Source organism: Ancylobacter sp. GW821-FHT10E12 (genome assembly GCF_058809335.1).
In genome coordinates, this window is sequence record NZ_JBXASN010000001.1 from 362239 (window position 1) to 374669 (window position 12431).

Annotated in this window: 10 protein-coding genes; 7 read left to right on the forward strand and 3 right to left on the reverse strand. The window is 68.7% G+C overall.

Annotated features, from left to right (window positions below; all coding sequences use genetic code 11):
- Positions 1 to 277: 277 nt before the first annotated feature.
- Entirely contained in the window at positions 278 to 1015 is a 738-nt protein-coding gene (locus AC1RU4_RS01820) for a class I SAM-dependent DNA methyltransferase (protein ID WP_492889277.1), read from the reverse strand.
- Between the two features lie 431 nt (positions 1016 to 1446).
- Between AC1RU4_RS01820 and AC1RU4_RS01825 the strand changes: the two genes are divergently transcribed.
- From AC1RU4_RS01825 to ppx, 5 genes are all read left to right on the forward strand, one after another.
- Positions 1447 to 1977, forward strand: a complete 531-nt coding sequence (locus AC1RU4_RS01825; protein WP_492889278.1) for a CDP-alcohol phosphatidyltransferase family protein — start codon at positions 1447 to 1449, stop codon at positions 1975 to 1977.
- 123 nt (positions 1978 to 2100) lie between these two features.
- The gene (locus AC1RU4_RS01830) at positions 2101 to 3189 is read left to right on the forward strand and encodes an AI-2E family transporter (protein WP_492889279.1); all 1089 of its coding nucleotides are present in this window, start codon (positions 2101 to 2103) and stop codon (positions 3187 to 3189) included.
- Positions 3190 to 3191: 2 nt separating this feature from the next.
- Positions 3192 to 3953 carry a P-loop NTPase family protein gene (locus AC1RU4_RS01835; RefSeq protein WP_492889280.1) on the forward strand — a complete coding sequence of 254 codons (762 nt, stop codon included), beginning with the start codon at positions 3192 to 3194 and terminating at the stop codon, positions 3951 to 3953.
- 113 nt (positions 3954 to 4066) lie between these two features.
- Positions 4067 to 6259, forward strand: a complete 2193-nt coding sequence (locus AC1RU4_RS01840) for an RNA degradosome polyphosphate kinase (protein WP_492889412.1) — start codon at positions 4067 to 4069, stop codon at positions 6257 to 6259.
- Positions 6260 to 6263: 4 nt separating this feature from the next.
- On the forward strand, positions 6264 to 7778 hold the full coding sequence (gene ppx / locus AC1RU4_RS01845) for an exopolyphosphatase (protein WP_492889281.1): 1515 nt from the start codon (positions 6264 to 6266) through the stop codon (positions 7776 to 7778).
- 115 nt (positions 7779 to 7893) lie between these two features.
- Here ppx and AC1RU4_RS01850 read toward each other — a convergent pair whose 3' ends face one another.
- Together AC1RU4_RS01850 and rnd are read right to left on the reverse strand one after the other, a co-directional pair.
- Positions 7894 to 8547 carry a methyltransferase family protein gene (locus AC1RU4_RS01850; protein WP_492889282.1) on the reverse strand — a complete coding sequence of 218 codons (654 nt, stop codon included), beginning with the start codon at positions 8545 to 8547 and terminating at the stop codon, positions 7894 to 7896.
- 138 nt (positions 8548 to 8685) lie between these two features.
- Positions 8686 to 9846 (reverse strand): ribonuclease D, encoded by a 1161-nt coding sequence (rnd, locus tag AC1RU4_RS01855; protein ID WP_492889283.1) that lies wholly within the window; start codon positions 9844 to 9846, stop codon positions 8686 to 8688.
- Positions 9847 to 9986: 140 nt separating this feature from the next.
- Between rnd and AC1RU4_RS01860 the strand changes: the two genes are divergently transcribed.
- Both AC1RU4_RS01860 and aspS read left to right on the forward strand, forming a co-directional pair.
- Positions 9987 to 10457 carry a DUF992 domain-containing protein gene (locus AC1RU4_RS01860; RefSeq protein WP_492889285.1) on the forward strand — a complete coding sequence of 157 codons (471 nt, stop codon included), beginning with the start codon at positions 9987 to 9989 and terminating at the stop codon, positions 10455 to 10457.
- Positions 10458 to 10602: 145 nt separating this feature from the next.
- Positions 10603 to 12390, forward strand: a complete 1788-nt coding sequence (gene aspS, locus AC1RU4_RS01865) for an aspartate--tRNA ligase (protein WP_492889286.1) — start codon at positions 10603 to 10605, stop codon at positions 12388 to 12390.
- Positions 12391 to 12431: the final 41 nt, after the last annotated feature.

Genomic DNA, 12431 nt, shown 5'->3' on the forward strand with positions numbered 1-12431 from the left:
TGTCTTCCCTCTCCCCGCTGGGGAGAGGTGGCCCGCGAAGCGGGTCGGTGAGGGGGCTCGCCGGGTGTCGCAAGGACCCCTCACCCCCAACCCTCTCCCCATCGGGGAGAGGGAGGCCATGGCTTCGACGTTGGGCATGAGGCAGGGCCGCCATGCCCAGGATTGGTGCCCGGCCTCTTGTTCTTCCCCTCCCCGACAGGGAAAGGGAGGCCATGGCTTCGGCGGCGTGCATTTGGCAAGGCCGTCACCTCGGCCGCCGGCGCCTTCGCCGGGCGTTTCAGCCGAGGCGGCCCACCGGGATGATCTCGGGAGCGTCGTCGTCGATCGGCCGGCCGCTCCAGTCGCCCAGCCACAGGTCGACCTTCAGTCCGGCTTCCTCGATCAGCCGTGCGATCTCGTGCCGTGGCGTGAAGCGGATGCGGCTGGTGGCGCCCAGCTCCCGTCCGTCCGGCAGCCGGTAGAAGGTTCCGTAGCTCACGATGCCGCTGGCCGCGTCGTGATCGGCCGAGTTCCACGCCTCGACGGCGCCATGGCGCGGATGATCGAGGCTTCGTCGCGAAGTGGAGGGCTGCCACTCCTCCCACTCCCGGCCGCCCGGATTGCGGCTGTCGAAAATGAACCTGCCCGAGGGCGCCAGATGGCGGGCGACCGTCTGCAGCACCGCCCGCTGATCCTCGGTGGTGAGGAAGACCTGAAAGGCGTGTCCCGTCATCACGATGAGGTCGAAGGCGCGATCGAGCCGCACGCGGCGGGCGTCCGCCTCGATCCACTCGACATCGCCGCCGCCGGGGCGCGAGCGAGCCACGTCGAGCATGGCGCGGGCCGGATCGACGCCGACGCGCGTCGTGGCGTCGATCCGGGCGAGGAAGTTCCCGGTTCCACATCCGAGGTCGAGCACGGAGGCGGCATCGCGCGCCAGGGCCGAGCAATAGGCGAGGTCGTCGCCCCAGGCGTTCTCCGCGTCGTAGAAGTCCGCGAGCGAGGGATCCGTGTAGAGCGGGTCGTGGTGCTGCATGGGGACGCCAGGGGTTCTCAACGCCAGGGATTGTCAACGCCAGCGCTTCTCGGGTGACGGCGGCGATGCATCCGACAAAAGGCGCGGCCGCCGGGTCCCTGTCAATTTCGGGCAGACCTCGTTCGGGCAGACCTCGTTCGGGCAGGCTTCGTTCGGGCAGGCCTCGTTCGAGCGGGTCTCGTTCGGGCAGGCCTCGTCGGCGGCTCCATCCCGCCGCCGTTCGGCCGCCGCGCTTGCCCTTGGGAGAGGATGGCGCGCCGGTGCGGCTTCGGTGCGGCTTGGCAATTCCGCCTGCGAGGACTATCTCGGCTGACGAGGAGCGGGATCCGAGCGCTGAGCCGTTTCGCTGAATCGAGGAAGCGCTCTATCTTTGCAGGGTCGCGTTTTCCTGACGCGAGCCGGAATCCACTTCGCTGGAAAACGCTCAAGACGTGAACCTGCCGAACAGCATCACCATCGCCCGCCTGTTCGCCGTGCCGGCGGTGGTATGGGCCATCGCCGACGACCGGATCGCGCTCGCCTTCTGGATCTTCCTCGCCGCCGGTGTTTCCGACGCGGTGGACGGCTTCATCGCCAAGCGCTTCAACCTGCAAAGCGAGCTCGGCGCCTATCTCGATCCGGTGGCCGACAAGGCGCTGCTGGTGTCGATCTATGTGGCGCTGGCGGTGACCGGGCAGGTGCCGCTCTGGCTGGCGGCCGCCGTGGTGGCGCGCGACGTGCTGATCGTCGGCGCGGTGGCGGCCTCCTGGGCGATGGAGCGGCCGGTGACCATCCGGCCGCTGATCGTCTCCAAGCTCAATACCGCGGCGCAGATCGGCTTCGCGGCGCTGGTGCTGGCCAGCGCCGGCTTCGGCCTGTCGCCCGGCCGCGCGATCGAGGTGGGGCTCGTGCTGGTGACCGGGCTGACCGCGGCGTCGGCGCTCGCCTACCTTTTCGAATGGAGCCGCCATCTCGCGCGCTGAATTGCGGGGAGACGCGATCGCGCGGCGGGTTTTTCCTGTATCAATGGCCGCAGGCGAGGCGCGGGAGGCAACGGCCCCGAGCGAGCGCCACCGCCGAGGGAAAAGGAAAGGGCGATCCGACGCATGATGTGGCACAAGCAGGTGACGTTCTGGCTCTCCGTGCTGGCGATCTTCGTGGCGATCTGCTGGCTGCTGAGCAGCGTGCTGCTGCCCTTCGTCGCCGGCCTGGCGCTCGCCTATTTCCTCAATCCGGTGACGACCTGGCTGGAGCGGCGCGGCGTCAACCGGCTGGTGGCCTCGCTGCTGTCGATCGGGCTGACGGTGCTGGTCGGCATCCTGCTGCTGCTGCTGGTGGTGCCGATCTTCGGCGCGCAGCTCTCGGCCTTCCTGGAGCGGCTGCCGGAATACATCGTCAAGCTGCAGAACCTCGCCACCGGCGAGCAGGCGGAATGGCTGCGCGGCATCATCGGCGACCGGATGCCGAATATCCGCCAGAGCCTCACCGAGCTGGCGACGCAGGGCGCCGCCTACATGCTGACCTTCGTCCAGTCGATCTGGACCGGCGGGCAGGCGCTGATCTCGCTGTTCTCGCTGATCGTCATCACCCCGGTCGTCGCCTTCTACATGCTCAACGACTGGAACAACATGGTCGCCAAGGTGGATTCCTGGCTGCCGGTGCAGAACCGCGAATCGATCCGCGAGCTCGCCCGCGAGATGGACCGCGCCATTGCCGGCTTCGTGCGCGGGCAATCGCTGGTGTGCCTGATCCTCGGCGCCTTCTATGCGATGAGCCTGACGCTCACGGGGCTGAATTTCGGCTTCGTCATCGGCCTCGTCTCCGGCATCATCACCTTCATCCCCTATGTCGGCTCGCTCACCGGCCTGCTGCTCGCCGGCGGCGTCGCCATCGTGCAGTTCTTCCCGGACTATTCGATGATCGCCATCGTCATGGGCATCTTCGTGTTCGGCCAGTTCGTCGAGGGCTACATCCTGTCGCCGAAGCTGGTGGGCGAGAGCGTCGGGCTGCATCCGGTGTGGCTGATGTTCGCCCTGCTCGCCTTCGGCTACCTGCTCGGCTTCCTCGGCCTGCTGCTCGCCGTGCCGCTCGCCGCGGCGATGGGGGTGCTGGCCCGCTTCGCCATCCGGCAATATCTGGAAAGCCCCCTCTATACCGGCGAAGGCAAGCCCGACGCCGGCCCCGAGTTGCGCTGATCATGTCCGCCCGCCAATTGCCGCTCGACCTGCCGCCGGTGGAGAACCGCACGCGCGCCGATTTCCTGGTCGGGCCGGCGAACGAGCCGGCGCTGGCGCTGATCGACCGCTGGCCGGACTGGCCGGCGCGGGCGGTGGCGATCGTCGGGCCGCCGGGCTCCGGCAAGTCGCATCTCGCGGCGCTGTTCGCCGAGGCGAGCGGGGCCCCGGTCATCAAGGCGGCGGCGCTGACCGGCGAGGCGGTGCCCGGTGCGCTCGCCGCCGGGGCGCTGGTGCTGGAGGACCTCGGGGAAGAGGGGGAAGGGGAGGCGCGCCTCGACGAGGCGGCGCTGTTCCACCTGCTCAATCTCGTCGGCGAGCAGCGCGCCAGCCTGCTGGTCACCTCGCGCCAGCTGCCGGCGGCGCTCGCCGAGCGGCTCGCCACCCGCGACCTCGCCTCGCGGCTGAGGGCGATGCCGGTGGTGCGGCTCGGCGCCCCGGACGACCATCTGATGGCGGCGGTGGCGGTCAAGCTGTTCGCCGACCGGCAGATCACCCCCGACGAGGCGCTGATCGGCTATCTGACGGCCCGCGTCGAGCGTTCCTATGCCGCCATCGGCGCCCTGATCGCCGAGCTCGACCGCGAGGCGCTGGCCCGCAGGCGGCCGCTGACCCGCGCGCTCGCCGCCGAGCTGCTGCGGGCGCACGCCGAGGCTGGCGGCGACGACGAATCGGACGAGGCGCCGTCGCCGGAGACGGCCTTGAAGACCATTGACCAAAGGTGAGACGCTCTATGTCATCCAGTCGTCACGATGCCCGGCGACCTTCCCGCCGGAAAAAGGGGACTCTTGTCCCGCCGGCGGAACCGACAGCACTCATGGAGACCGACGTGGAGCCGATGACCGAAGCGACCGTGTCCCCGCCGGCGCCGGACGACCTGCCGGCGCATCGGCTCGAAACCGACCTGATGGCCTCGCCGGAGCGGTTCATCAACCGCGAACTGTCCTGGCTGCAGTTCAACCGCCGCGTGCTCGAGGAGGCGTCGAACAAGGCGCATCCGATCCTCGAGCAGCTGCGCTTCCTGTCGATCTCGGCCAATAATCTCGACGAGTTCTTCATGGTGCGCGTCGCCGGCCTCAAGGAGCAGGTGCGCGAAGGCTATGGCGGCAGGAGCCCGGACGGCCTGACCCCCGCCGATCAGCTGCCGCTGATCGCCGCCGCCGCCGCCGCGCTCGGCCTCGACCAGCAGGCGCGCTGGCGCGAGCTGCGCGGCGAGCTCGCGGCGATCGGCGTCGTGCTGGTGGACGGTGCCGACGTGCTGAAGACCGACCGGGCGCTGCTGGACGAGTTCTTCCTCAGCCATGTGTTCCCGGTGCTGACCCCGCTCGCCATCGACCCGGCGCATCCCTTCCCCTTCATCCCCAATCTCGGCTTCTCGCTGGCGCTGCAGCTTTCGCGCATCGTCGACGGGCGCACGATGAGCGCGCTGATCCGCGTGCCGGCCAAGATCGACCGCTTCGTGCGGCTGCCGGACGGCGAGGACGGCGCGGTGCGCTTCATCAGCCTCGAACAGATGATCGGCCTGTTCATCGGCCGGCTGTTTCCCGGCTACCAGGTGCGCGGGCAGGGCAGCTTCCGCGTCATCCGCGACAGCGACCTCGAAGTCGAGGAAGAGGCCGAGGACCTGATGCGCCAGTTCGAGAGCGCGCTGAAGCGCCGCCGGCTCGGCCAGGTGATCCGCATGGAGGTCGACGCCGCCATGCCGGCGGAGCTGCGCACCTTCGTCGCCCGCGAGCTGGGCGTCAGCGACGACGAGATCTTCCTCGTCGACGGCGTGCTGGCGCTGAACGAGTTCAGCCAGCTGGTCGGCGTCGACCGGCCGGACCTGAAGTTCAAGCCGTACAACCCGCGCTTCCCCGAGCGCATCCGCGACCATGCCGGCGACTGTTTCGCGGCGATCCGCGAGAAGGACCTGGTGGTCCATCATCCCTACGAATCCTTCGACGTGGTGGTGCAGTTCCTGCGGCAGGCGGCGCGCGACCCCAACGTGGTCGCCATCAAGCAGACGCTGTACCGCACCTCCTCCGACAGCCCGATCGTGAAGGCGCTGGCGGAAGCCGCCGAGGCCGGCAAGTCGGTGACGGCGCTGATCGAGCTGAAGGCGCGCTTCGACGAGGAGGCCAATATCCGCTGGGCGCGCGACCTGGAGCGTGCCGGCGTGCAGGTGGTGTTCGGCTTCCTGGAGCTGAAGACCCATGCCAAGCTGTCGCTGGTGGTGCGGCGCGAGGGCGGCTCGCTGGCGAGCTACTGCCATGTCGGCACCGGCAACTACCACCCGTTCACCGCGCGCATCTATACCGACCTGTCCTTCTTCACCGCCGACCCGGTGCTCGGGCGCGACGTGGCGCGCATCTTCAACTACATCACCGGCTATGCCGAGCCCGCCGGGCTGGAGGCGATGTCGGTGTCGCCGCTGACGCTGAAGCCGCGCATCCTCGACCATATCGACGCCGAGATCGAGTTCGCCAAAGCCGGCCGGCCGGCGGCGATCTGGCTGAAGATGAATTCGCTGGTCGATCCGATGATCATCGACGGCCTGTACCGCGCCAGCCAGGCCGGGGTTTCCGTGGATATCGTGGTGCGCGGCATCTGCTGCCTGCGGCCCGGCGTGCCGGGGCTCTCCGACAATATCCGCGTGAAGTCGATCGTCGGGCGCTTCCTCGAGCACGGGCGCATCTACTGCTTCGGCAACGGCCACGGCCTGCCGCATGCCGAGGCGGCGCTGTACATCTCCTCCGCCGACCTGATGCCGCGCAATCTCGACCGGCGCGTCGAGGCGCTGTGCCCGATCACCAACCCGACGGTGCACATGCAGATCCTCGACCAGATCATGGTCGCCAATTTCGAGGACAACCAGCAGAGCTGGCGCGTCTTGCCGGACGGGTCCTCGCAACGCATAGTGCCCGACGAGGGCGTCGAGCCCTTCAATGCCCAGCAATATTTCATGACCAATCCGAGCCTGTCGGGACGTGGCAAATCGCTCAAGGAATCCTCGCCGCGAAACCTCGTCCGACGTCGGGGCCGTGCGTGACGGCATGAGCGATCTTGTTCGCGGGGCGTCCACGCGCCTCGTCTCCGGCGAGCCGGTGGCGGTCATCGACATCGGCTCCAACTCGGTTCGCCTCGTGGTCTACGAGCGCCTGTCGCGCTCGCCGACGCCGATCTTCAATGAGAAGGCCTCCTGCGCGCTCGGCCGCGAAGTCGCCACCACCGGCCGGCTGAACGCCGAGGCGGTGGCGAGGGCGCTCAACGCGCTGCGCCGCTTCCGCGCGCTCTGCGACCGCATGGGGGTCGGCGCGGTGCATGTGCTCGCCACTGCGGCGGCGCGCGATGCCGCCAACGGGCCGGAATTCGTCGCCGCCTGCACCGAGATCTGCCGCACCGAGGTCGAGCTGCTCTCCGGCAAGCGCGAGGCGCAGCTCTCGGCGATGGGCATCATCTCCGGCGTGCACCACGCCAATGGCGTGGTCGGCGATCTCGGTGGCGGCTCGCTGGAGCTCGCCGACGTGCACGGCCACCATATCGGCTCGGGCGTGACCTTCCAGCTCGGCGGCCTCGCCTTGCAGGAGCTTTCCGGCCGCTCGCTGAAGAAGGCCGACAAGATCGTCCGCGACGCGTTCGCCAAGGAGCCGCGGCTGGAGCACCTGAAGGGGCGCACCTTCTACGCGGTGGGCGGCACCTGGCGGGCGCTGGCGCGGCTGCACATGTTCCAGCGCGGCTATCCGCTGCACGTGATGCACGGCTACGTCATCCCGGCCAAGGAGGCGCTGGAATATGTGCGCCTGATCCGCCGGGTGCCGATCGACACGCTGTCGCGCATCGACACGGTGTCGGACGTGCGCCGGCCGCTGCTCGCCTATGGCGCGGTGGTGCTGGAGCACATCATCCGCATCGGCAAGCCGGCGAACGTCTACGTCTCGGCGCAGGGCGTGCGCGAGGGGCTGCTGTTCGAGGCGCTGCCGGAAGAGCAGCGCCGGATCGACCCGCTGATCGCCGCCACCGCCGAGCTGAACGAGCTGCGCTCGCGCTCGCCGCGCCATGGCGAGGAACTGATCGCCTGGACCGACCGCTTCATGGCGTCCAGCGGCATCGAGGAGAGCGGCGAGGAGAAGCGGCTGCGCCACGCCGCCTGCCTGCTCGCCGATATCGGCTGGCGGGCGCATCCCGACTATCGCGGCGAGCAGAGCCTCAATCTGATCGCCCACGCCTCCTTCATCGGCCTCGATCATCCGAGCCGCGCCTTCCTGGCGCTGGCCATCTATTACCGGCATGTCGGGCTGATCGACGAGGACCTCTCCCCGCGCATCCGCGAGCTGGTCTCGACCCGGCTCCTGGACCGGGCGCGCATCCTCGGCGCGGCGATGCGGGTCGCCTATATCCTGTCGGCCGCGATGCCGGGCACGCTGCCGGTGGCGCCGATGACGGTCGACCGCGGCCGGCTGGTGCTGCATCTGGAGGGCGAGCTCGCCCCGCTGGCCGGCGAGCGCCTCGCCAGCCGGGTGCGCACGCTGGCGCGGCTGATCGGCCGCGAGCCGGTGCTGCTGACCTAGGCGGACGGCGCGCTAGAGCAATTCCGGTGAACCCCAGTTCGCCGAAATTGTCCTAAGCCTTTGTCGATACGCATTTTCTTCACGCGAACCGGTACCCACTTCGCTCGAAAATGCCCTAGGGCAGGTGCAGCAGGACCGGCAGCGTGCCGTCCAGCTGCAGCATGCCGATCACCTCGAACATCGGCATGGCGAGGACGAAGGGCAGGGCGTCGATGAGCGTGCGCACGACGCGCCGCGGCTGGATCTCCAGCACGGGCTCGTCGTGCCACCGGGTAAGATGCGGGAGGAAGCGCGGCACGCGGCGGCAATAGGCGGCATAGGGCTCGCCGAACAGGGCGAGCAGCGCGGCTTCCTCCTTGCGCACCACGCCGTGGAACACCGCATAGGCGATGGCGAGGAAGGCGAGGGCCAGAACCACGCTGCCGCTGCACGCCCCCATGCCGAAGGCGCCGATGAAGGAAAAGACATAGAGCGGGTTGCGCACGATCGAGAACGGTCCGCGTTCCACCAGGTCCCTCATCTTGCGCCCGCCGATATAGAGCGAGGACCAGCAGCGGCCGAGGATGGCGATCAGCACCAGGCTGAAGCCGATATTCTCCACCCATTCCTGCATCGGGCCCTGCCAGTCCCAGATCGAGCGGACGAAGGGGAACAGCGCCAGAGCGGGGAGGGTGATCAGGAAGATCGTCCGCCGCCTGGCATGCTGTACCCGCGACAGGTCGGGCATGGGCGTGCCCGCATTCGGCGGAAGATCGAGCGTATAGGCCATATGTACCCCCCGGAACCCGAGACTCGGCCGGCGATGAACCGGGCCGCGGGTATCAAGGTGTTCGATTTGGGCCGTGTTTCGGCTCTTCCGTGGCGTAACCAAGGTGGGGCGGCGTGCGGCGCCGATTCCCGACGCGGCTCACCCCTCGCCGTTGCGCGGCAGCGCTATCACCCGGCCGCGCTGCATGGCGAGGGCCAGGCGTCCGTCCTTCAGCGCCAGCGCCTGCTCGCCGAACAGCTCGCGCCGCCAGCCGGCCATGGCCGGGACGTTCGGCTCGCCCTCGGCGGCGATGCGCTCGAGGTCGTCGACGGTGGCGATCACCTTGGCGGCGACGCCGTGCTGCTCCGAGGTCATGCGCAGCAGCACCTTGAGCAGCTCGACCGTGGCCGAGGCGCCGTTGGACAGCGGCCGCTCGCGCTCGATCGGCGGCAGCGTCTTGGGGTCGCGGTCGAGGCCGGCGCGCACCGCTTCCAGGATCTGCTCGCCGGTGCGCGAGCGCTCGAAGCCCTTGGGGATGGAGCGCAGCCCGGCAAGCCGCTCCGGCGTGGTCGGGTGCTGCGAGGCGATCTCGCCGAGCACCTCGTCCTTGAGGATGCGCGAGCGCGGAATGTCGCGGGCCTGCGCCTCGCGCTCGCGCCAGGCGGCGACCTCCATCAGCACGGCGAGGTCCTTGGGCTTGCGCACCCGCGTGCGCAGCCGCTCCCAGGCGCGCTCGGGCTCCTGGCGATAGGTGTCCGGCGAGATGAGCACCGCCATCTCCTCCTGCACCCATTCGGCGCGGCCGCGGCGGACGAGGTCGGCGTCGAGCTTGCGGTAGACGTCGCGCAGATGGGTGACGTCGGCCTCGGCATAGGCGATCTGGGCGGCGCTGAGCGGGCGGCGCGACCAGTCGGTGAAGCGCAGCGACTTGTCGAGCATGTGGCCGGTGAGGCGCTGCACCAGCTGGTCGTAGGAGATGCTGTCGCCATGGCCGAGCACCATGGCGGCGACCTGGGTGTCGAACACCGGATGCGGGATGATGCCGGCGAGGTGCCAGACGATCTCGATGTCCTGCCTTCCGGCATGGAACACCTTGAGCACCTTGTCGTTCGCCATCAGCGCGAACAGCGGGGCGAGGTCGAGCCCGTCGGCGACCGCGTCGACCACCACGGCTTCGTCCGTGCTGGCGAGCTGCACCACGCACAGCTTCGGCCAGAAGGTGCTTTCGCGCAGGAATTCGGTGTCGACGGTGACGAACGGGTGCTTCGAGAGGCGTTCGCAGGCGGCGGCGAGGGAATCGGTGGTCGTGATCATGTCCATGGTTCGCTTTTCATAGCCGAAGAGCGCCGCGGAAACGACCGCGAATCCGCCGGAATCATGCGAAAGCGTTAACCATCGGAAGCTAGCTTCCATCGGCATGAGCGTCCGGCAACAGGCCGCTCCGTAAAGGGATTGCAACCATGAAGAAGACGCTCTTCGCTCTTGCCGCCGTGGCGGCGGGTGCCGCTTTCGCCGTTCCGGCCTCCGCGGCCGACCGGGTGCAGGCCGGTGTGCTCGTCTGCAATGCCGGCGCCAGCATCGGCATGATCGTGACCTCCAAGCAGCAGCTGAGCTGCACCTTCAACCCCAGCTCCGGCCCGGCCACCAATTACAAGGGCACGATCGAGCAGATCGGCCTCGATCTCGGCGTCACCGGCGCCGGCATGATGACCTGGGGCGTGCTCGCCCTGACCGACCAGGTGAAGCCGGGCGCGCTGGCGGGCAAATATGCCGGCGTGTCGGGCGACATCGCGCTCGGCGTCGGCGTCGGCGCCAATGCGCTGGTCGGCTCGGACAAGTCCTTCGCGCTCAACCCGATTTCGGTGCAGGGCAATGTCGGGGCGTCGCTGGCGCTGGGCGTCGCCGGGCTGACGCTGACCTACGTGCCGTGATCGATCGCGGCGTCTGAGACGCCGGAAACATCCGACTTTTCTTGACAAAGCCGTGCCTGCGTTGCACCCCTCCGCGCGCCCTTTCGGGGCTCCCCGTGGAGGGGTGTTTTCGTTCGTCTGCCGGCATTCGGGTTGAGGTTACGCCATGCATCGCTATCGCTCGCACACCTGCGGGGCCCTTCGCGCCAGCGATGTCGGCCAGGCCGCGCGGCTTTCCGGCTGGTGCCACCGCATCCGCGACCATGGCGGCGTGCTGTTCATCGACCTGCGCGACCATTACGGCCTGACGCAGGTGGTGGTCGATCCCGACAGCCCGGCCTTCAAGCTGGCCGAGACCGTGCGCGCCGAATGGGTGATCCGCGTCGACGGCCGGGTGCGCAACCGCCCCGAGGGCACCACCAACGCCGAGCTGCCGACCGGCGACGTCGAGATGTATGCCACCGAGATCGAGGTGCTGGGACCTTCCGCCGAGCTGCCGCTGCCGGTGTTCGGCGATATCGACTACCCGGAAGAGACGCGGCTGCGCTACCGCTTCCTCGACCTGCGCCGCGAGAAGCTGCACAAGAACATCATGACCCGCGGCGCCATCATCGACGCCATGCGCAGCGGCATGAAGGGGCAGGGCTTCTTCGAGTTCCAGACGCCGATCCTCACCGCCTCCTCGCCGGAGGGCGCGCGCGACTTCCTGGTGCCGAGCCGCATTCATCCCGGCACCTTCTACGCGCTGCCGCAGGCGCCGCAGCAATACAAGCAGCTGATCATGATGAGCGGCTTCGACCGCTACTTCCAGATCGCCCCCTGCTTCCGCGACGAGGACCCGCGCGCCGACCGGCTGCCGGGCGAGTTCTACCAGCTCGACCTGGAGATGAGCTTCGTCGAGCAGGACGACGTGTTCGCCGCCGTCCAGCCGGTGATCACCGGCGTGTTCGAGCAGTTCGCGCAGGGCAAGCCGGTGACGAAGGACTGGCCGCGCATTCCCTATGCGGTCTCGATGCGCAAATACGGCACCGACAAGCCGGACCTGCGCAACCCGCTGGAGATGCAGGAGGTCTCCGAGCATTTCCGCGGCTCGGGCTTCAAGGTGTTCGCCCGCATGCTCGAAGACCCGAAGAACGAGGTGTGGGCGATCCCCGGCCCGACGGGTGGCTCGCGCGCGTTCTGCGACCGGATGAACTCCTGGGCGCAGGGCGAGGGCCAGCCGGGGCTGGGCTACATCATGTGGCGCGAAGGCCAGGAATCTTCTGAAATTCCGGGCGCCGGCCCGCTCGCCAACAATATCGGTCCCGAGCGCACCGAGGCGATCCGCCAGCAGCTCGGGCTCGGCGCCGGCGATGCCGCCTTCTTCGTGGCCGGCAACCCGGAGAAGTTCGTGAAGTTCGCCGGCTCGGCGCGCACCAAGGTCGGCGAGGAGCTGAAGCTGGTCGATTTCGACCGCTTCGAGCTGGCCTGGATCGTCGACTTCCCGATGTATGAGTGGAACGAGGACGAGAAGAAGGTCGATTTCTCGCACAACCCGTTCTCGATGCCGCAGGGCGGCCTCGACGCGCTGAACGGGCAGGACCCGCTCACCATCAAGGCGTTCCAGTACGACATCGCCTGCAACGGCTACGAGATCGCCTCCGGCGGCATCCGCAACCACCGCCCCGAGGCGATGGTGAAGGCGTTCGAGATCGCCGGCTATGGCGAGGAGACGGTGCGCGAGCGCTTCGGCGGCATGTACCGTGCCTTCCAGTACGGCGCGCCTCCGCATGGCGGCATGGCGGCCGGCGTCGACCGCATCGTCATGCTGCTCTGCGGCGTGTCGAACCTGCGCGAGATCTCGATCTTCCCGATGAACCAGCAGGCGCAGGACATATTGATGGGCGCGCCGGCGCCGGCGAGCCCCAAGCAGCTGCGCGAGCTGCATATCCGCACCAACGTGCAGGAGAAGTGAGGGAACCGCCGGAGCCTGTGTCTCCGGCGGGTTCGTCCCCG

Coding starts and splice junctions, on each gene's coding strand:
- AC1RU4_RS01820 (WP_492889277.1), bottom strand. CDS start 1,015: ATGCAGCACCACGACCCGCTCTACACGGATCCCTCGCTCGCGGACTTC.
- AC1RU4_RS01830 (WP_492889279.1), top strand. CDS start 2,101: ATGATGTGGCACAAGCAGGTGACGTTCTGGCTCTCCGTGCTGGCGATC.
- AC1RU4_RS01835 (WP_492889280.1), top strand. CDS start 3,192: ATGTCCGCCCGCCAATTGCCGCTCGACCTGCCGCCGGTGGAGAACCGC.
- AC1RU4_RS01840 (WP_492889412.1), top strand. CDS start 4,067: ATGACCGAAGCGACCGTGTCCCCGCCGGCGCCGGACGACCTGCCGGCG.
- ppx (WP_492889281.1), top strand. CDS start 6,264: ATGAGCGATCTTGTTCGCGGGGCGTCCACGCGCCTCGTCTCCGGCGAG.
- AC1RU4_RS01850 (WP_492889282.1), bottom strand. CDS start 8,547: ATGGCCTATACGCTCGATCTTCCGCCGAATGCGGGCACGCCCATGCCC.
- rnd (WP_492889283.1), bottom strand. CDS start 9,846: ATGGACATGATCACGACCACCGATTCCCTCGCCGCCGCCTGCGAACGC.
- AC1RU4_RS01860 (WP_492889285.1), top strand. CDS start 9,987: ATGAAGAAGACGCTCTTCGCTCTTGCCGCCGTGGCGGCGGGTGCCGCT.
- aspS (WP_492889286.1), top strand. CDS start 10,603: ATGCATCGCTATCGCTCGCACACCTGCGGGGCCCTTCGCGCCAGCGAT.